The organism is Haladaptatus salinisoli (assembly GCF_020614375.1).
In the GTDB taxonomy this organism is placed as follows: Archaea; Halobacteriota; Halobacteria; order Halobacteriales; family Haladaptataceae; genus Haladaptatus; species Haladaptatus salinisoli.
On record NZ_CP085327.1, the window covers coordinates 2,849,854 to 2,866,551 of the forward strand.

The following is a 16,698-nucleotide window of genomic DNA, read 5'->3' on the forward strand; positions in this document are numbered from 1 at the left end:
TACGCCACGAAATTCAATAAACTCGCTGGCCGAGGCGGGCGGACTATCGCGGGACGACGGGCGGATCCGCCGATTTTCGTCACTCGGTCGCGCGCCGGAGCACGCCGAGGTAGTCGTCCACCGTTCCCTCGACGGTGAACTCGCGCTCGACCTTCCGACGACCCGCCGCGCCGTACGCCGACGCGCGCTCCGGACTCGCGAGGAAGCGGCGGAGCGCCGCCGAGAGCGCCTCCACGTCGCGGGGGTTGACGACGAACCCGTCCTCGCCGTGGCTCACGAGCTCCTTCGCCCCGCCGAACCACGTCGTCACGACCGGCGTTCCGGCCGCGAACGCTTCGAGGTTGGTCGTCGGAAACGGGTCGAGGAACACCGACGGGGTGGCGACGACGGTCGCCGCCGAGAGCGCCGCGCGCAGTTCCGAGCGCGGGAGCCACCCGGTCGCGACGATTTCGTCGCCGCGCCCGCCGCTCGCGTCGCGCATCTCGGGGACGTAGTCGCGGTCGCCGGTCACGACGAGTCGGACGGGCGCGTCGACGGCGTCGGCGACCCGCCGGAACGCGCGAGCGAGGTGGCGGCCGCCCTTGTTGTAACCGGTTCGGCCCCCGAACAGGACGAACCGCGTTCCGTCGAGGTCGTGCTTCCGGCGGAACGCCGCCCCGTCCGCTGCGAACTCGGACGCGTCGACGCCGTTGTGAATCGTCTCGCGGCAGGGGACGCCGTTCGCTTCGAGCGCCCGCCGGAGTTCGTCGCTCACGGCGACGCCGACCGAAACGTCGCGGCCGAGGTGCCGCCGGTTCAGTCGGTTCCTGAGCGGGAAGTAGCGCGCCCCCTGCTCCCGGAACTGTCGCCACGGATTCACCCGATACCGGTCGGCCGGAATCCGTCGCTTTCCCTCCGTCGGATGTCGCTCGACGAAGTGCGTGAGTTCGCCGTAGGAGACGGTTCCGGCGTCGTGGTACGTCTTCACGACCGGAATTCCCCGCTCCGCGGCCAGTCGCAGGCTCCGGTTCGAGAGGCGGTGGACGTTCTGCGCGTGAACGACGTCGGGGTCGAGCAGGTCGAGCAACCGCCCGCACTCCGGCGCGACGAACGGGTTGAAGACGCTGAGGTACGGCAGCAGCGTCGGCCACCGAGGCGAGTAGATCCGATACGCTTCGACCCCGTCGAGGACGGTTCGACCGACGTCGGAGGGCGCATCGACCGTGGTGATGACCGAAACTCGGTGCCCGCGCTCGGCGTACCCTCGCGCGAGTTGCGCGGCGATTTTCTGCGCGCCGCCGCGCTCCCACGGCGGGTAGCCGTCGGAGAGGAGACAGACGTGCATCGGTCACATGTAGCCCAACTGTCGGAGGTTCCGCTCCACGTCGTCGGGCACCGACCGCGACCCCGAGGCCGCCCCGTCCGAGGGGTGCGCCGCGCGAAGCGTCTCTCGCACGCCTTCGGGCATATCCTCCGGGTCGATTTCGCGCGCTTCGTTCGCGTCCCAGTCGACCTCGGCGGCGCGCCACCGGTCGCCGATCCTGTCCAGTTTCCACTCGCCCGCGACGGCGCTGGTTCGGCGCATCGTCAGTCGCTCGTCCCGAACGTCGTCCGGCGGATGGGAGGCGACGACGCCCGCGTACTCCGCGAGCGCCGTCTCCCTTCGTTCGTCGCGGTCGGCGTCGAGCAGCGACCTGCGCGGGTCGTAGTCCGGGCCGGCGAGCGCGCGCACCGTCTCCGCGACGTGGGTCGTCTGGACGAGGTCGTCCCGCTCACCCGCGTCGAACTCGTCGGGGTAGCGAACCAGCAGCGGAACCCTGAGCAGGGGCAGGCGCACCGAGGTCTGGTGGTCGACGAGCGTCCGTCCGTCGGCGCGCTCCCCGAGGTGTTCCCCGTGGTCGGCGGTGAGCACGACCATCGTGTCCTCCGCTTTGCCGCGCGCTTCGAGGGCGTCTACGATGCGCCCGACGACCGCGTCCGCGTACGCCACCTCGTCCTCGTATCTCGTGCGGAGGTACCGCTTCTCGGCGCTCGACAACCGGCGTTCGCCCAGTCGCAGCGCCCAGATATCGTCCATGAGCGCCCGCACGTACTCGCGCTCGTCCGAGAGGGTCTCGCACCCCGGCGGACGAACGTCGGCGGTTCGGAACTCGTCCGGGACGTAGAACGGGAGGTGCGGGTCCATCAGGTGGACGTATCCGAAAAACGGTTCGTCGTCGTTCGCCAACTCCTCGTCCACGAGTCGGGCCGCGCGTTCGCTGGCCCGCACGTCGTCCAGCCACGCGTCGCCGGTCGCCTCGGCGAACTGGAAGGCCGCCGCGTTGCCGAGGCTTCGCAGGGGGGTCGCCGTGCGGAGCGCTCGCCGGGCGACCGTGGTGTACCACCCCACCCCCCGAGCGACGCCCTTCGAGAGTCGGCGAACGTCGGCCCCGCTCTCGAAGAACCGGTGTCGCGGCCCCGTGAACTCCCGCACGGCGTCGAACCCTCGACCCTGCGGGAGCCAATCGCCGATCCACGTCTTCGGCGAAACGTGGAAACAGCGGTAGCCCGCGTCGGACAGGTCGTCGGTTATCGTCCGCCCGTCCCGCATCCGGAACCCCCGCGACGTGGCACCGTGTTCGTGCGGGTACTTCCCGGTCAGGATGCTCGTGACGCTCGGGAGCGTCCACGGCGCGGCGCTGACGGCCCTGGTGAACGTAGTCGCTTCCTCGGCGAACGACTCGATTTCGGGCGTCCTCGCGTCGTCGGCGTACGGGGCGACGTAGTCCGCCCGGCAAGCGTCGACGACGACGAGCAACACGTTCGGCTTCCGCTGCCCCATGTGAGGATCCACTACTACTTCCGCCGTAATTGTAGTGGCGGCGTCACCCCCGAAGCCGCCCGGCGGCGCGTTCGACCGCGTACAGGCGCTCCATCAGGGCGTCGAACAGCGCGGGCGACCCGGGGAGCGAGAACGCCAGCGCGGCCGCCGCGTTCGGTCTGAAATCCAGTTCGAGCGACCGCCGGAGGTACGGTCGGCCCTCACGCAGTCTGCCGTCCTCGCAGTACGTCGTTCCGGCGTCGGCGAGGAACTGCGCCCGCGTCTCGGCGGGGAGGTCGTACTCGCGCCGGATTCGCCGGTACGCCGCGGCGACGTTCTCCGGGTCGGCCGAGACGCCACCGCCGCCGTCGCCTTTCACCACCAGCGGTTCGTCCACGTACGCGAATGCGTGACGGCGCGCGAGCCGTAAACAGAGTTCCCAGTCCTCGAAGCAGGGGAGTCGCTCGTCGAACCCCCCGCAGCGGTTCAGCGCCTCCCGCGCCACCAACAGGAGCGAGGTGTACGTCGGTATCGAGAGACGGCGCAGCGCCTCCAGAACGTCGCCGCTCCGTCCGTCCCTCGTCATCGGTTCCCCGTGGGACTTCTCCATGCCGCAGTAGACGACGCCGCAGTTCGGTTCCGCCCGGAGCGCGTCCACCTGCTTTCGAAGCTTCCCGCGCCGCCACCTGTCGTCGGAGTCGACGAACGCGACCAACTCACCCTCCGCGGCGCGGACGCCGACGTTCCGGGCGGCGCTCACGCCCTCCGGTTCGTCCCCCCGGAGGTAGCGCAGTCGCGGGTCGGTGACGGATTCGACGACGGCGGGCGTCTCGTCGGTCGAGCCGCCGTCCACGACCAGCAGTTCGAGGTTCCGGTACGACTGGTCGAGCACGCTCTCGATGGCGTCCCCGACGACGTCGCCCCGGTTGTAGGTGGGGAGGACGACGCTCACGGTCGGCTCCTCGCCGGACGACTCCCCGTCGCCGGTCGTCATATCCCCCACGGGAACGTTTCGGGCTCCTCGACTTCCCCCGGCTCGATGTGGAGCGGGTGGAGCGCCTCCGTCTCCTCGACGTGGACGAACGCGTCGTAGCGCTCCGACAGCGCCGTCGGCACGTAGTTCCCCGATTCGTGCGCCGGGTCGTAGACGACGCCGACGGCGCGGTGACCCCGTCGCTCCGCGAGTTCGCCGCCGTCCTCCGGGAGGAGGAGGAGTTTGTCGTCGCCCCCGGCGCGGTGGAAGATATCCTCGTAGCTCCCCGCCTGCCCGGCGGGCACCGACATCCGTTGCATCGGCGCGCCCCACCGCTTTCCGGCGATGACCTCGCCGCGGTGCGTGCCGAACCCGACCAGCGAGACGTCGTCCGCGCCGTACCGCTCCCTGGCGAGTTGGCCGATGTTCAGTCGGCCGCGGTCGGCCATCGTGGTCGCCCGGGCGTCGCCGACGTGGGTGTTGTGCGCCCAGACGATGGCCTTGGCGTCCGGGCCGTGGTGGTCGAGCAGTCGGTCGAGCGTCTCGGCCATGTGGCGGTCGCGGACGTTCCACGAGTCCGCGCTGCTCTGCACCATCGTCCGGTAGTACTGTTCGGCGTTGGCCGCCACGAGCGCGTTCTGCTCCGCGCTGAAGTGCTCCTCGCCGTCCTCGGCGTCGCGCTCGGGTCGCCGGTTGCGGAGTTCCGAGAGAATCTCGATCACCTCGTCCTCGCAGTCGTCGGGGACGAGGCGGGTCGAGCGACCGTACTCCCGCGCGTCCTCGCCGTACGGCTCGAAGCACTTGTAGGCGTCTTTGGCGCGCTCGACCGCCTCGGGGTCGACGTCCTCCAGGTAGTCGACCACGGCCGCCATCGACTCGAACAGGCTGTACACGTCGAGTCCGTAGAATCCGGCTTTCTCCTCGCTGTCCCGGTTGTGGTCCCGGAGCCACTCCGCGAACTCCACGACCTCCCAGTTCGCCCACATCCACGTCGGCCAGCGGTCGAACTCGCTCAGCACGTCGCGGGCGTTGTCCGCGTCCGATTCGCCCTTCACGTACCGATTCACGTCGTAGCAGTCCGTCCAGTCGCCTTCGACGACCACGAACGAGAAGTCCTCCTCGCGGAGCAATCGGGCGGTGAGCTTCGCCCGCAGGCGGTAGAACTCGCTCGTTCCGTGGGTCGCCTCGCCGAACATGACGCAGCGCGAGTCGCGGACGGAATCGACGAGCGAGTCGAGCGCCGACTCGTCGGCCAAGGGTTGCGCTCGCTCGCGGACGACCCGCGCCGCGGCGTCGATTCCTTCGGTACTCGGCGGTTCGTTGAAAGCCATGGTTACAACGGTCGTTCTGCCGTCAGTCCTCGCGGGACACCAGCTTGGAGAACCGACTCTCGCCGCCGCCCTCCGTCTCCTCCTGATAGACGAGCGCGAGGTCGTTCTCCTCGAACGTCTCGAAGAACTCGTCCCACGATATCTCCTCCAGCGACTCGTCGTCCCCCGCGTCGGGGAACTCGATGCGGAGCAGTCCGCCGCCGTCGCCGGTGCCCTCGACCTTCGCCGGCTTGCCGCCGTTCTCTTCGACCCAGTTCCGAATCTCGTCGTGGTCCGTCGTCTGTTTGCTCTCGGTTTCGGACATCGTGTTTCCCCAACTGGTGAAAATCGGGAGTGAGTTACTTAGGGGTAGTGGCCTGCGGAACGTCCGTCGTCGGAGACTCACGCCATGTCCTCGTCCCGCCGGTACGCGTCCAACTCGTCCCGCGCGTTCCGTAGCGACTCCTCCAACTCCCCCTCCGATTCGTCCATCAACCCCCGCAGTTTCTCCTCCAGTTCGTTGAAACGGTCCGCCTCGTCCTCCGGTTCGCCGCTCCCGGTTTTGTCGCCGTCGGTCAGTTCGCCGAGACCCTCGTCCACGGAGTACAGTTGCTCTTGCACTTCGCCGTCGGCGCGGTCGGTGGCTCGCCGTATCTCCTCGCGGGCGCGTTCGAGGTGGGACATACCGTCAGCTTCGCCGACGATCGAGTTAGGAATGGTGGCCCCCGTCGCGGTTTTCCCCGACGGTTCTCGGACCTCGCCCGGTCAGGCCTCGCCCCGGCGGTCGAGCGCCCGCATCGCGGGGAACGCGGTCGTCCCGTGGACGACGACGGAGACGAGAACGATGAAGCCGACGAGCGCCCACAGGAGCCGCGACCGGGCGAGCGAAATCACGTTGAGCGCGTGCGCGAGGTAGTAGAACGAGCCGACGCCGCGGATGCCGAAGAAGGAGATGACCGCCCGCTCGCTCATGCTGATCGCCGAACCGGCGAGACCGACCATCCCGGCGAGCGGTCGCAGGACGAAGATGAATCCGAGGCCGACCGCGACGGCCGGCAACGTGAGGTGGTCGAGCAGGCCGGTGGCGATGGCCCCCCCGAACAGCGCCAGCAACGCGGCCATCGTCATGCGTTCGACCACCTCGGCGAAGTCGTGGAGCGCCAGATTGTACTCGTCGGTTCGCTCGTAGTGTCGAATCGCCAGCGCGGCGACGAAGACGGCGATGAAGCCGTAGCCGTGAACCAGTTCGGTCGCCCCGTAGACGAGGAGCGTCCCGGCCAGCGCCTCCGTCCCTTCGACCGTGCTGGCGATTCTCGTCGACGGCGAGAATCGAAACAGGAGTTTCGCCAGCAGCCAGCCGAGCACCAGGCCCGCGACGGTGCCGACCGCGATCTTGTAGAGCACGTCGACGAGCAGCCAATCGCCTACCCACGCCGCGGGCGCGAGCCCGGCGGCGGCGATGGCGATGGCGGCGTTCGTGAAGGGAAAGGCGAGGCCGTCGTTGAGGCCGGCCTCCGACGTCAGCGTGAAGCGAACCTCGTACTCGTGCTCCCGCCCGCCGGACTCCTCGGGCGTCACCCGCTCGCCTTCGCCGGGCGGCCCGACCTGCACGTCCGAGGCGAGAACGGGGTCGGTCGGCGCGATGACGGCGCCCAGCAGTACCGCCCCGGCGGGAGCCAGCCCGAGCGCCCACCAGCCGGTCATCGCGGCACCGGCGATGGTCAGGGGCATCGTCACCGCGAGCAGTCGCCACGTCGACGTCCACGTCGTTATCGAGAACGGTCTGTCTATCTTCAGCCCCGCGCTCATCAGCGAGACGATGACCACGAACTCCGCCAACCGCTCCGTGAGGTCGCTGTGCGCTACCGGGTCGGGGGTCGGAAGCCCGACCGGGAGCCCGAACGCGACCGCACCGATACCGAGGTACGCCACGGGCACGGAAACGGCGTGTTCGCCGAGCAGTTCCGGCAGAACGGTGGCGGCGAGAATCACGGCGCCGAGAGCCGTCAGCGCGACGACGTAGGCTTCGACCATACGCCGTTTTTTGGCATCGACGGTGAAAATCCGTTTGGCGGTCGGCGCGGGTTCGGGACACCACTCCGTTCAGTTTGCGGACCGCCGTAACGCGAGACGGGGACGTTACGCGCTCTCCTCGTCGCCGCGCGTCGCCCTGTAGCGCGCGTACAGCAGCGCGACGACGAGACCCACGCCGGCGACGGCCGCGCCGACTTTTCGACGCAGCGACGCCCGGGTGTAGAGGCTCGTCTCGGCGACGTGCCCCTCGTAGTCGCCCCGTTCCTCGAGGCGGCCCGTCGGTTCGTCGAGATTATTCCGCTCGCGGGGGGGAGACGGCTCGTCCTTCCGTTGCAGCGGGAAGAACGCCTTCTCCATGATGGTGTCCATGAGACTCGACGCGTAGTAGCCGAGCATCGACATACTCTTGCCGCCGAATCCGACGTAGACGTCGCGTTTCGGGTTCTCAGCGGCGTGCAGAATCGATCGCGCCACCGTCTCCGGCGCGTAGATGGGCGGCGGAAGCGTCGCGTCCTCGTCCATGTAGTTCTTCGCGTGGTGCGGGTACGGCGTGTCGATGGCGCTCGGTTTGACGAGCGTCACGGACACCGGCGCGCCCTCTTCCTCCAGTTCCATGCGAAGGGCGTCGGTGAATCCCTTGACGGCGTGCTTGGAGGCCGAGTAGCTTCCCTGGAGCGGTATCGCTCTGTCCGACGCGACGCTGCCGATGTTGATTATCGCGCCGCCGCGCTCCTTCAGGCGGTCGGCGGCTTCGAGCGAACCGTACAACAGCCCCCAGACGTTGGTTTCGAACTGCTTGCGCATGTCCTCGACGGGGGTGTCCTCCAGTCTGCCGTAGATGAACGCCCCCGCGACGTTGACCCACGTGTCGAATCCGCCGTACGTCTCCTCCGCCGCTCGGGCGATTTCGCGGACGTCGTCTCGGTCGCTAACGTCGGCGACGACGTACACCGCTTCGCCGCCGTTTTCCGTAATCTCCTCGGTCAACTCCCGCAAGGCGTCCTCGCTTCGCGCGGCGAGAACCAGTCGCGCTCCGCGCTCCGCGGCCATCCGCGCGGTCGTCAGACCGATGCCGGACGACGCCCCGGTGATGACTATCACCTGGTCCTCCACGTTTTTCAGCTTCCCGTTCGTGGCCCGCTGTCCTCGGTTTCGGTGCGCGAATTCGTCGTGACCGCGGTCTTCGTCCAAGCTCATGGTGTTCCTCCGACCCCGTGCCGGGGTACGGTGAAACGGTCACGATGTCCTTAACGGCGACGGCTATCCGTCGAGGACGAACGTAGGCGTTCCGCGAACCGCGTCCCGAATCCTCCTCTCGTCGGCGTCGAGTGCGTTTATCGTCACCGGCGCGTACGAGTCGCTGTGGCGTACGGACGGTACCCGAGCGTGGACGTCGGCGGAGACCCGCAACCGACGGGTACGCCGTTCCGGCTTCGGGTGGAGAAGCGTCGCGGATTTTCGCCCGACGCCCCCGCGCGGATTCGCGTGGCGTTCGAGAACCGGTCCACGACCGAGCGGACCGTCGGGTTCGGTCCGATTCACCCGTTTTCCGGCATCTGGAGCGAAGGCGACGGTTCGCTCGTCCTCCTTCCGCGCGGGCGGGCGCTACGAACGCACGTCTTCGGAACCGACGAACGAATCGTCCCCGACCGTCCTGTCGACGGGTGCTGGCGGACGAATCTCGTCCGCCTCGTTCGTCCCGACGTGCTGCGATGGCGGTCGCTCGACGCGGGCGAGCGCGTCCGAACCGAGTACTCGGTGCTGCAGTATCCGGAGCGGGAGATAGCGGAGGCGACGAACGCCGCCCGGTTCGGCGCGGAGGCAGAAACCGAGGGCCGCCTTCCGGCGGGGGAGTATCGCTTCGAGGACTCGTTCCTTCCGAGGTCGGGCGTTTCGGCGTTCGAAGAGCGGGGGACGTGGCGGGAGTTCACGCGGGGCTTCACGGTCACGGTCGGGGAGTGACCGACGGGCCTTCGCCACCCGCCCTTCGCGCACCGCCCCGGCGGAGTCGACGTCGGCCGGAAGCCGCGGGCGAATCACCCCGCCCGAGGAAAATCCGAGGAGTATTTCCGACGGAGCGTTTCTACACGACCATGCACCGGACGTTCGTCGAGATGTTACGGAACAATTCGGAACACGTGAGCGAGTTTCAGTCCGAATTCGACGAGGTACAGGACGCCCAACGGCCGGACGCGGTCACCGTCTGCTGCTCGGACTCCCGCGTCCTCCAAGACCACGTCTGGGGGAACGACCGACCCGGACGAATATTCACGTGCGGCAACATCGGAAATCGCGTGATTCAGCGAACCGACTCCGGGGACGTGGTCTCCGGAGACGTCCTCTATCCGGTCGAGCACACGGGAACCGAGACCGTCGTCGTCGTCGGACACACGGGGTGCGGAGCCGTCACGGCGACGTACGACGAGTTGACGGACGGACGCTCCGAGCCGGCGGGTATCGCCCACTGTCTCGAACTGTTGAAGCCGCACCTCGAAGCGGGCGTCGACGCGCTTCCCTCGGATTCGGACCGGACCGAGGCCGTGAATCGACTCGTGGAGTACAACGTCGATAGACAGGTCGAATTCCTCCTGAAGAGCGACGATATTCCCAGCGAAGTCGACGTCGTCGGCGTCGTGTACGACTTTCAGGACGTTTACTCCGCGCGTCGCGGCGAGGTCCACGTCATCAACGTCGACGGCGAGACGGACGTCGAGGCGCTCCGGGACGAGTACCCGGAGATCGAATCGCGCATCGAGCGGCTCTGGGAGTACTGAGACGCCTTCCGCGACTCGCACGGTCGGCGGACGCCGTTTCGGTTCCGCTCGGAGGGTGCGAGACGGGAACGGAACCGGACATGGAAACTCAGTTGTGCGCTCCTCTCGCGGTACGAATCGGATGACCGAACCGCGAATACGACGGGCCGTAGTCGCCGACGCCGAAGAACTCGCGCGGGCGTACCGAAGCGCGTATCGGGAGAACCGCCGACTCGGTTTTCCCGCCTCGGCGGGGACCGTAACGGGCCGCGACGTCGCGGAGTGGGTTCGAGAGTGCCGCGTTTACGTCGCCGAAACCGAGGGTGAAGTCGTCGGCGGCGTTCGGCTCGAAGCGGGCGACTCGAACCGCGTAAAACTCAGCCGTCTCGGCGTTCGCGAAGAGCGGAAAGGGGAGGGAGTCGGCGGTCGGCTGCTGGACCGCGCGGAGGAAGCGGTCCGGGACTGCGGCTACGCGGCCGTCTGGCTCACGACGCCCGAAGACCACCCGTACCTTCCCGAACTGTATCGGCGTCGCGGGTACGAGAAGACGGGCGAGTACCCGCTGGAGAATCGCAGCTACGACGAAATCGTGATGGAAAAGCGGTTTCGATAGGCGGTTCGGGCGGTGTTCGCGAACCTCCCGGGTGCCCTTAGTGTCGGACTCGAAACCAGTAGCTCGCACCGCGGAGGTCGGCCTCCGCTCGCGTCCAGTCGACCATCGAGGAGACGTTCGATTCGGTCGGCGCGGTATCGTTTCGAGCTACGACGGTTTTCACCGGCTTTCTCGCTGCTCCACCTCCAGATGGGTGAAATTCACCGTATCTCCCGTCGAAACGGTTTATCTACTGTCTCGAATCCGCGAAATCAGCGTCTCCGTGCTAGGCACCTTCATACCAGTCCTCGGCGTACTCGACGTGTGGTCTCAGCATGGCTGAACGAGAACGCGAACCGGCAGGATGGCAACTAGAACAGAGCGCCCCCGAAGCCTACGAGCGGTATCTCGTCCCTCCCATGTTCGCGCCGTGGGCCGAACGCCTTATAGACGCGACCGATTTCGAGAGAGATGACCGAGTTCTGGATGTGGGTTGCGGCACCGGTATTGTGGCACGGCGTATTACCGACCGACCGGGCGGCGTGGGAACCGTGGTGGGTCTGGACATTAACGAGAAGATGTTGGAAGTCGCTGAGACGGCCGCTGCGAAGAGCCAACTGGAGATAGAATGGCGGCGCGGAGACGTAACCGACCTCCCGTTTTCCGATGGCGCGTTCGACGTCGTCCTGTGTCAACAGGCGCTCCAGTTCGTCACAGATCCCTCAGCTGCGTTTCGAGAGATGCGTCGCGTGTTGGGCCCGGGCGGGCGTGTCGCGGCGAGCGTCTGGCGTCCGCTCGAGTACAATTCCGGATACGTCGAACTCGCCGAGGCCCTGGAGCGCCATGTCGGTGACGACGCCGAGACGATGATGCGCTCGCCGTTTCCCGAGTGGACTGGGGAAGACCTTGGTACCCTCGTGCGAGACGCCGGATTCAGCGAATCGCTACGCACCATCGAGATCGGCTCGATGCGCTATCCCTCGGTTGAGGAGTTTGTTCGCCGAGAGGCTGCTAGCTCACCGCTATCGGAACCACTCGGAAACATCGAACCAGATGTCCGAGAAGCCCTCATCGAAGAAGTAAGAAACGCGCTGGAGGATTACATCGACGACGAAGGAATCGTCTTCCCGATGGAATCGCATCTTCTAACTGCACAGCGGTAACTCGAACTGTAACGTTTTCTACCACCCTTCTGACGACGAATTGACTAAACAACATCCCAAACCAGTATCAATCGCTAATCAAGCGGTACATTCGCTACGACGCCCGTTTAACGCTATCTCTGGTTCCTTTGCTCCACCTTGTTCAACTCTATCAACAACCGGAAGATGGCTTTCACCAGATTCGAGTCCACGTCGAACTGTTCCGCGTTCTTCCCCGCCCTGTCCATCACGCGCTGTTCCTGCGACTCGTCGGTCGTCGGGATGTCCTCGGCCGCCTTCACCTCCGCCACCGTCTCGGCGACGTAGGTTCGGCGGGCGATGAGTTCCACTATCTCGCGGTCGATGGACTCTATCTCTTCGCGGAGCTCCGCGAGCGTCATATCGTTCGGGTTCCGTCTGTCTGCGTCGTTGTTAGCCACGTCGTGCCCTCCCGTGTCTCCCACCTCTCTCGCACGGCCTCTAAAACCTCCCGTCCGCCGACCGCGACGAAACTCGGGCCGGTTCCCGAGAGCGACACGCCCCGAACGTCCGGCAGGGCGTCGAGCAGGGGGTCGGTCGGGTATCCGAGCGCTCCGCAGAACGCGAACCCGTTGACGGTCATCGCCCGCCCGTACTCCCCGGCGAGGGCGAGGTCGGCGACGAGGTCGGCCATCGGCGCGACCCGGCGGCAGCGCGAGACGTCGGCGTCCGCCGAGAAGGCTCGCTCAGGCGGCGTCCAGACCAGCACGTCCCACTCGACCTCCTCGCGGGCGAGCAGTTCGTCGCGCTCGTTGTCGGTGACGGTCACGCCCCCGAGCATGCTCGCGCTGGCGTCGTCGAAGGCCCCGGTAACCGTGACGCCCGCGTCGCGGGCCGCCCGCACGCCGAGGCGGCAGGCGTCCTCTCGGGGCATCTCGACGCCGAGCGCGGCGAGGGTCGCCACCACCGTGGCGTTCGCGGCGGCGCTCGAACTCTTCAGACCGGAGGCCATCGGCACGTCGCTCTCGGTGCGAACCGTCGCGCCGTAGTCCGCGCCCCGCGTCTCGAGGACGAGTTCGACGCATCGCTCCACGAGTCGCGTGTCGGCTTCCGGGGCGCCCGCGACCTCGCCGCGAACCTCGCCTGAGTCGTCGAGTTCCACGTCGGCGGTGGTGGCGGCGTCGATGGCGAACGCCGACCCGGTGCCCGTGGCGAGTGCGTTGAGCACCGTCCCGGCGGCGGGGGCGCTCGCGCGTCCGTGCATGCCCTCGCGTTCGCAGGGGGCCGCCTTCAGGATGGCGGTGGTGGCAGTTCGTGCCCGTCAGGTCCCTGCGGTAGACTCCGCGCGCTCGTCGGTCGGGTCGCGGAGGTCGCCGATGACCTCCTCGAGGGCGTCCGTCGCGGTGACGAGGCCGACGACCTCGCCGTCCTCCATCACCAACGCGAGTTCTTGATTTTCGGCCTGCAACAGGTCGAGCGCGTCGCTGATGGTGGTGTTCGCGGCGATGGTCGTCGGGGGGTGGGCGACCTCTTCGAGCGTCGTCTCCCCCGATTCGAGCGCGTCGTGTTCGCGGTACAGCGCGGGCATGTACACGTTGCCCCGGTAATCGGCCAACGACTCCCCGACGAGCGGAAAGCGGGTGTGGGGGTTATTTCGCACGCGCTCCAGATTCTCGTCGAGCGCGTCCTCCGTCGAAACGGTCTCGATTTCCTTGCGCGGAACCATGACGTCTCGAATCGGGGAAACCCCGATTCGCAGCGCGTTCATCACCTCTTCGTATCGTTCCTCGGGGAGGTCTCCTCGTTCGAGAACCGAGCCCAATTCGTTCCGCAGGTCGGCGCGGGACTCGATGGCGTCGGTTTCGGCGTCCTTCCACGCGCCGGTGATTTCGACGCCGAACAGTCGTAGCGTCCACTTCGCCACCCCGTCGCCGAGCGTGATTATCGGGGCGATGGCCCGGTGGAACCAGTACAGCGGCGTCGCCCCGTACCGGCAGACGAACTTCGTGCGTTCGACGCCGAGGTACGTCGGCGTCTGTTCGCCGTGCGTCAGGTGGAGGAGGTTGATGATGAGAAAGCCCAAGAGCGCCCCCGCTCCGACGGAGGCGAGCCCGGTGTTCGCGAAAACCGGCTCGAAGATGGCCGCCAGCGCCGGTTCAGCGACGATACCGACCGCGATGCTGGAGGCGGTGATTCCGACCTGACAGCTCGTGAGGTAGATTTCGAGGTCGTCGGTCATCTCCCACGCCCGCCGCAGGCCGGGCGCGTCGAACTCCGACTCCGGATACTGACGAACCCGGGTGAGGGCGAACTCGATGGCGACGAAGTAGCCGTTCGCCAGTATCAACAGGAGTCCCGCGACGAGCCGACCCGCGACTACCGGGGGTTCCATCGACCTCGTCTACCGGTGTCGGAAGTGTAAGTTCTTTGCCCGCATATCGAAACATGCCGAGATTTCGGGCCGAGTAAGCCGACGTTCGACCGATTCGGAACCGCTCCCCGGGAGCGCGGTCTTTTTCCCGCCTCCCGGCCAAGCGTTCGACATGAGCGTTCGCAACGACGTCTCTCCGGACACGCTCGGCGTCGAACTCACCGAGGACGGCATCGTCGTCGAGTACACCGACGGGAGAGAAGTCTTCTACAACGGGATTCCGAAGAAGGTGCAGGACACCCTCCGAACCCGACCCGGAAAGCTCGTGCAGGTGCTCGTCACCGACCCGACCGAGACGGAGGGCGTGATGACGTACGTCAACGACCGCAAGACGCACGACGAAATCCTCGAATCGAGCGGCGTCGGGCGGATCATCGTCGAACCCGGCGAGGAAGAGGAACTGTTCCCCGGCGTGACGGTGCGCTCCGAGGGGTACGCCGTCGAGGTGGACGCCGACCCCGAAATCGCCCGCGGCCGGGTGTTCGTCTTCGAGGAGGACGAACTGGGCGAGCGCTCATTCGAGTTCGTGAACGAGGACGAGAACGACGAAAGCGACGCGGACGACTGATGCCCCTCTCGAAACGCTGGCGGTCGCTCGACAGGGGGACGGTCGGGCGCGCGCCGGAGCGCTGGGGGCTGTACGAACTCGGCTCAGACGGCGAGGTGCTGGCGGTCGACTCCGGCGTCCTGCGCGACGAACTGAAGACCGCGCTGGCCTACGGCGACGCGGAGCAGGTGCGCTGGGAAGCCTGTCAGTCGCGCGAGCGGGCGGAGGAGTTGGCGCGCGAACACCGCGAACGCGCCGGGTTAGACTGAGCGTCGGTTCGTTCTGCCGGTCGAACCGCCTATCGTTACGTTCGATCGGGGAGAAAACATTTACCGCGGGTGGTCGCAGGGCGAGTATGGATTGGGAGTTCCTCGCTCGGTACGGCGGACTGTACACGATCCTGTTCGGCGGCGGCACCGTGGCGGTCGCGTACGTCCTCCCGCCGTCCGTCCGCGGGTACGCGCTCTTGGGCGCCGTCGGGACCGGACTGCTCCTGTTCGGTCGCGCGGCGGTCGCGGGGGACAACCCGACCCCGACGCTCGGCGGTGACGCCGAGGGGGCGGCGACCGCGCTCGCCTCGGCGGGGTCGAACGACGTGTTCGCCGCCCGCGACCGCGACCACGCCGGTGGGGCGTCGGTCTTCTACGGAGTCGGACTCGCGGTCTTCGGAATCGCCGCCATCGCGACGCTCCTCTGACGACTCAGTTCCCGGTCGGCGACGGTCGGTCTTCGTCGGCGTCTTTCCACTCGCCCAGTCCCGCGGGGTCGAGGTGGACGTGAACGTCCCCGACGTCCTCGCGCGAGACGAGCGCGTTCCGGAGCTCCGTCTCGATGTCGTGGGCTTCGACGAAACTGTGCTCCGCGTCGACCTCGGCGTGGAACTCGACTTCCAGCACCGTTCCCGCGTGGTAGGCGGTGAAATCGTGGACGCCGTGAACGTCGTCGTGCGCGAGTATCTCGTCTCGTATCTCCTCGCGGACGCGCTCCGGCGCGGCGGTGTCGACGAGGTAATCGACGTTCTCGCGCGAGACTTCGACGCCCTGGCGGATGACGAGCAGGCTGACCAGCGCGCCGGCGAGCGGGTCGAGGACGGGGGTTCCGGCGGCCATCCCCGCCACGCCGACGACGGCCGCCGCCGTGGTGTAGAGGTCGTTCTTGCTGTCGGCGACGAGGGCACTGAGGCCGGGTGACTCGACGACGCGGTTGACGCGCTTCGTGTACCAGTAACAGAAGAGGCGGTCGACGAAGGCGAACCCGAGACCGACCGCGAGGAAGACGCTGTAGTGTGATTCGGGCGCGGACCGGATCGCCCGCCACGCGTCGAAGAGCAGTTTCAGTCCGAGCAGGACGAGCGTTCCGCCGACGAACAGCGCCGTCAGGGGTTCGAATCGGTCGTGGCCGTGCGGGTGGTCGGCGTCCGGCCCCTCGAACGAGAGGCGACCCCAGACCAGCACCACCGCGCTGGCGAGCAGGTCGGCGACCGAGTGGGCGGCGTCGGCGACGAGCGCGAGGCTTCCGAAGGCGAGTCCGAGGCCGCCCTCCACCGCGATTTTGAGGACGTTCGTGACGACGTTGACCCACGACGCTTTGAGGAACGCGGTGCGGTGGTCGTCCATTCGTTCTTCCGTGCAGCGAGCCCGGTTAAAAATATGCTCATTAGATGGAACGAACGACCGGTTTGGGGTCGCTCTAAACCGCTCGAAGAGTAGCGCGGCGAGTCCGGCGGCGGTTCGAGTTCGACCGTCGTCGGGCGGTCCGAACCGAGGACGAGCGGGACTACAGGATTCGCCGCGACATCACCAGCAGACCGACCACGAGCAGTCCGATGCCCCAGTAAATCGACGGGTAGGGGAGCCAGTTCAACAACAGCGTGACGACGCCGGACGTGAAAAGCGACCAGCCGATTGTCGTGCGATATCCCATACCGACTGGACGGCGGCCGTTCGTTTCAACGCTGTGCTTGCATAGGTCATGTCCGACGATTCGAGGAATCGCCGGTCACTGGATGTAGGAGGGGTCTTCCGCGTCACAGTTCTCCTCGTGTCGTTTCGCGTCGCCTTGGTCGTCGAACATCAGCCCGCACCGTTCGCACTGATACCAAGTCATGTCATCGCGCTCTGTTCGTGCCACCATAATTGAGACGTGGCCCGCATCGGAC

At 67.1% G+C, this 16,698-nt stretch carries 22 protein-coding genes; 7 read left to right on the top strand and 15 right to left on the bottom strand.

What is annotated here, in order from left to right; all coding sequences use genetic code 11:
- Nucleotides 1–79 precede the first annotated feature (79 nt).
- The 8 genes from LIX00_RS15635 to LIX00_RS15670 all read right to left on the bottom strand — a co-directional run bounded on the left by LIX00_RS15635 (nt 80) and on the right by LIX00_RS15670 (nt 8,293).
- Nucleotides 80–1,324, bottom strand: a complete 1,245-nt coding sequence (locus tag LIX00_RS15635; RefSeq protein WP_227354117.1) for a glycosyltransferase family 4 protein — start codon at nt 1,322–1,324, stop codon at nt 80–82.
- A gap of 3 nt (nt 1,325–1,327) precedes the next feature.
- Nucleotides 1,328–2,800 (bottom strand): sulfatase, encoded by a 1,473-nt coding sequence (locus LIX00_RS15640; RefSeq protein WP_227354118.1) that lies wholly within the window; start codon nt 2,798–2,800, stop codon nt 1,328–1,330.
- A gap of 43 nt (nt 2,801–2,843) precedes the next feature.
- The gene (locus tag LIX00_RS15645; protein ID WP_227354119.1) at nt 2,844–3,773 is read right to left on the bottom strand and encodes a glycosyltransferase family 2 protein; all 930 of its coding nucleotides are present in this window, start codon (nt 3,771–3,773) and stop codon (nt 2,844–2,846) included.
- On the bottom strand, nt 3,770–5,083 hold the full coding sequence (locus tag LIX00_RS15650) for an erythromycin esterase family protein (protein ID WP_227354120.1): 1,314 nt from the start codon (nt 5,081–5,083) through the stop codon (nt 3,770–3,772). Before LIX00_RS15650 ends, LIX00_RS15645 begins: the two co-directional genes overlap by 4 nt.
- Nucleotides 5,084–5,105: 22 nt before the next feature.
- Nucleotides 5,106–5,387 carry a hypothetical protein gene (locus LIX00_RS15655; RefSeq protein ID WP_227354121.1) on the bottom strand — a complete coding sequence of 94 codons (282 nt, stop codon included), beginning with the start codon at nt 5,385–5,387 and terminating at the stop codon, nt 5,106–5,108.
- A gap of 77 nt (nt 5,388–5,464) precedes the next feature.
- A complete protein-coding gene (locus LIX00_RS15660) occupies nt 5,465–5,746 on the bottom strand; it encodes a DUF7553 family protein (RefSeq protein ID WP_227354122.1) in 282 nt (93 codons plus the stop codon).
- An 81-nt stretch (nt 5,747–5,827) separates the two neighbouring features.
- On the bottom strand, nt 5,828–7,096 hold the full coding sequence (locus tag LIX00_RS15665) for a cation:proton antiporter (RefSeq protein WP_227354123.1): 1,269 nt from the start codon (nt 7,094–7,096) through the stop codon (nt 5,828–5,830).
- A gap of 105 nt (nt 7,097–7,201) precedes the next feature.
- Entirely contained in the window at nt 7,202–8,293 is a 1,092-nt protein-coding gene (locus LIX00_RS15670) for an SDR family oxidoreductase (protein WP_227354124.1), read from the bottom strand.
- Nucleotides 8,294–8,458: 165 nt separating this feature from the next.
- Between LIX00_RS15670 and LIX00_RS15675 the strand changes: the two genes are divergently transcribed.
- From LIX00_RS15675 to LIX00_RS15685, 3 genes are all read left to right on the top strand, one after another.
- Complete coding sequence (locus LIX00_RS15675; RefSeq protein ID WP_227354125.1) at nt 8,459–9,058, top strand: hypothetical protein; 600 nt, start codon at nt 8,459–8,461, stop codon at nt 9,056–9,058.
- 131 nt (nt 9,059–9,189) lie between these two features.
- Nucleotides 9,190–9,870: a carbonic anhydrase gene (locus tag LIX00_RS15680; protein WP_227354126.1), complete on the top strand. Its 681-nt coding sequence runs from the start codon at nt 9,190–9,192 to the stop codon at nt 9,868–9,870.
- A gap of 121 nt (nt 9,871–9,991) precedes the next feature.
- Nucleotides 9,992–10,462: a GNAT family N-acetyltransferase gene (locus LIX00_RS15685; protein WP_227354127.1), complete on the top strand. Its 471-nt coding sequence runs from the start codon at nt 9,992–9,994 to the stop codon at nt 10,460–10,462.
- Between the two features lie 37 nt (nt 10,463–10,499).
- Here LIX00_RS15685 and LIX00_RS25985 read toward each other — a convergent pair whose 3' ends face one another.
- Entirely contained in the window at nt 10,500–10,625 is a 126-nt protein-coding gene (locus LIX00_RS25985) for a hypothetical protein (RefSeq protein WP_255679307.1), read from the bottom strand.
- Between the two features lie 151 nt (nt 10,626–10,776).
- Between LIX00_RS25985 and LIX00_RS15690 the strand changes: the two genes are divergently transcribed.
- Entirely contained in the window at nt 10,777–11,604 is an 828-nt protein-coding gene (locus tag LIX00_RS15690; RefSeq protein WP_227354128.1) for a class I SAM-dependent methyltransferase, read from the top strand.
- A 113-nt stretch (nt 11,605–11,717) separates the two neighbouring features.
- Here LIX00_RS15690 and LIX00_RS15695 read toward each other — a convergent pair whose 3' ends face one another.
- Genes LIX00_RS15695 through LIX00_RS15705 form a run of 3 tightly spaced genes read right to left on the bottom strand, consistent with a single transcriptional unit; the run spans nt 11,718 to nt 13,954 of the window.
- On the bottom strand, nt 11,718–11,984 hold the full coding sequence (locus LIX00_RS15695; protein ID WP_227355712.1) for a chorismate mutase: 267 nt from the start codon (nt 11,982–11,984) through the stop codon (nt 11,718–11,720).
- Entirely contained in the window at nt 11,981–12,826 is an 846-nt protein-coding gene (locus tag LIX00_RS15700) for a shikimate kinase (RefSeq protein WP_227354129.1), read from the bottom strand. The genes LIX00_RS15695 and LIX00_RS15700 overlap by 4 nt, the downstream gene beginning before the upstream one ends.
- A gap of 57 nt (nt 12,827–12,883) precedes the next feature.
- Nucleotides 12,884–13,954, bottom strand: a complete 1,071-nt coding sequence (locus LIX00_RS15705) for a hemolysin family protein (RefSeq protein WP_227354130.1) — start codon at nt 13,952–13,954, stop codon at nt 12,884–12,886.
- A 151-nt stretch (nt 13,955–14,105) separates the two neighbouring features.
- On the opposite strand from LIX00_RS15705, the gene LIX00_RS15710 reads away from it, so the two are divergent.
- The 3 genes from LIX00_RS15710 (at nt 14,106) to LIX00_RS15720 (ending at nt 15,237) form a co-directional block, all read left to right on the top strand.
- Nucleotides 14,106–14,561, top strand: coding sequence for a DUF5796 family protein (locus LIX00_RS15710; RefSeq protein WP_227354131.1), 456 nt, complete (start codon nt 14,106–14,108; stop codon nt 14,559–14,561).
- Complete coding sequence (locus tag LIX00_RS15715; RefSeq protein WP_227354132.1) at nt 14,561–14,809, top strand: DUF7508 domain-containing protein; 249 nt, start codon at nt 14,561–14,563, stop codon at nt 14,807–14,809. Before LIX00_RS15710 ends, LIX00_RS15715 begins: the two co-directional genes overlap by 1 nt.
- 86 nt (nt 14,810–14,895) lie before the next feature.
- Entirely contained in the window at nt 14,896–15,237 is a 342-nt protein-coding gene (locus tag LIX00_RS15720) for a DUF8070 family membrane protein (protein WP_227354133.1), read from the top strand.
- Nucleotides 15,238–15,241: 4 nt separating this feature from the next.
- Here LIX00_RS15720 and LIX00_RS15725 read toward each other — a convergent pair whose 3' ends face one another.
- The 3 genes from LIX00_RS15725 to LIX00_RS25990 all read right to left on the bottom strand — a co-directional run bounded on the left by LIX00_RS15725 (nt 15,242) and on the right by LIX00_RS25990 (nt 16,673).
- Nucleotides 15,242–16,156 (bottom strand): cation diffusion facilitator family transporter, encoded by a 915-nt coding sequence (locus LIX00_RS15725; RefSeq protein ID WP_227354134.1) that lies wholly within the window; start codon nt 16,154–16,156, stop codon nt 15,242–15,244.
- A gap of 160 nt (nt 16,157–16,316) precedes the next feature.
- Nucleotides 16,317–16,463, bottom strand: a complete 147-nt coding sequence (locus LIX00_RS15730; RefSeq protein ID WP_227354135.1) for a hypothetical protein — start codon at nt 16,461–16,463, stop codon at nt 16,317–16,319.
- Between the two features lie 75 nt (nt 16,464–16,538).
- A complete protein-coding gene (locus tag LIX00_RS25990) occupies nt 16,539–16,673 on the bottom strand; it encodes a DUF7128 family protein (protein WP_255679308.1) in 135 nt (44 codons plus the stop codon).
- Nucleotides 16,674–16,698: the final 25 nt, after the last annotated feature.

Coding starts and splice junctions, on each gene's coding strand:
- LIX00_RS15715 (WP_227354132.1), top strand. CDS start 14,561: ATGCCCCTCTCGAAACGCTGGCGGTCGCTCGACAGGGGGACGGTCGGG.
- LIX00_RS15635 (WP_227354117.1), bottom strand. CDS start 1,324: ATGCACGTCTGTCTCCTCTCCGACGGCTACCCGCCGTGGGAGCGCGGC.
- LIX00_RS15700 (WP_227354129.1), bottom strand. CDS start 12,826: ATGCACGGACGCGCGAGCGCCCCCGCCGCCGGGACGGTGCTCAACGCA.
- LIX00_RS15655 (WP_227354121.1), bottom strand. CDS start 5,387: ATGTCCGAAACCGAGAGCAAACAGACGACGGACCACGACGAGATTCGG.
- LIX00_RS15720 (WP_227354133.1), top strand. CDS start 14,896: ATGGATTGGGAGTTCCTCGCTCGGTACGGCGGACTGTACACGATCCTG.
- LIX00_RS15660 (WP_227354122.1), bottom strand. CDS start 5,746: ATGTCCCACCTCGAACGCGCCCGCGAGGAGATACGGCGAGCCACCGAC.
- LIX00_RS15670 (WP_227354124.1), bottom strand. CDS start 8,293: ATGAGCTTGGACGAAGACCGCGGTCACGACGAATTCGCGCACCGAAAC.
- LIX00_RS15650 (WP_227354120.1), bottom strand. CDS start 5,083: ATGGCTTTCAACGAACCGCCGAGTACCGAAGGAATCGACGCCGCGGCG.
- LIX00_RS15730 (WP_227354135.1), bottom strand. CDS start 16,463: ATGGGATATCGCACGACAATCGGCTGGTCGCTTTTCACGTCCGGCGTC.
- LIX00_RS15665 (WP_227354123.1), bottom strand. CDS start 7,096: ATGGTCGAAGCCTACGTCGTCGCGCTGACGGCTCTCGGCGCCGTGATT.
- LIX00_RS15695 (WP_227355712.1), bottom strand. CDS start 11,984: ATGACGCTCGCGGAGCTCCGCGAAGAGATAGAGTCCATCGACCGCGAG.
- LIX00_RS15690 (WP_227354128.1), top strand. CDS start 10,777: ATGGCTGAACGAGAACGCGAACCGGCAGGATGGCAACTAGAACAGAGC.
- LIX00_RS15680 (WP_227354126.1), top strand. CDS start 9,190: ATGCACCGGACGTTCGTCGAGATGTTACGGAACAATTCGGAACACGTG.
- LIX00_RS15640 (WP_227354118.1), bottom strand. CDS start 2,800: ATGGGGCAGCGGAAGCCGAACGTGTTGCTCGTCGTCGTCGACGCTTGC.
- LIX00_RS25990 (WP_255679308.1), bottom strand. CDS start 16,673: ATGGTGGCACGAACAGAGCGCGATGACATGACTTGGTATCAGTGCGAA.
- LIX00_RS15705 (WP_227354130.1), bottom strand. CDS start 13,954: ATGGAACCCCCGGTAGTCGCGGGTCGGCTCGTCGCGGGACTCCTGTTG.
- LIX00_RS15685 (WP_227354127.1), top strand. CDS start 9,992: ATGACCGAACCGCGAATACGACGGGCCGTAGTCGCCGACGCCGAAGAA.
- LIX00_RS15710 (WP_227354131.1), top strand. CDS start 14,106: ATGAGCGTTCGCAACGACGTCTCTCCGGACACGCTCGGCGTCGAACTC.
- LIX00_RS15645 (WP_227354119.1), bottom strand. CDS start 3,773: ATGACGACCGGCGACGGGGAGTCGTCCGGCGAGGAGCCGACCGTGAGC.
- LIX00_RS15725 (WP_227354134.1), bottom strand. CDS start 16,156: ATGGACGACCACCGCACCGCGTTCCTCAAAGCGTCGTGGGTCAACGTC.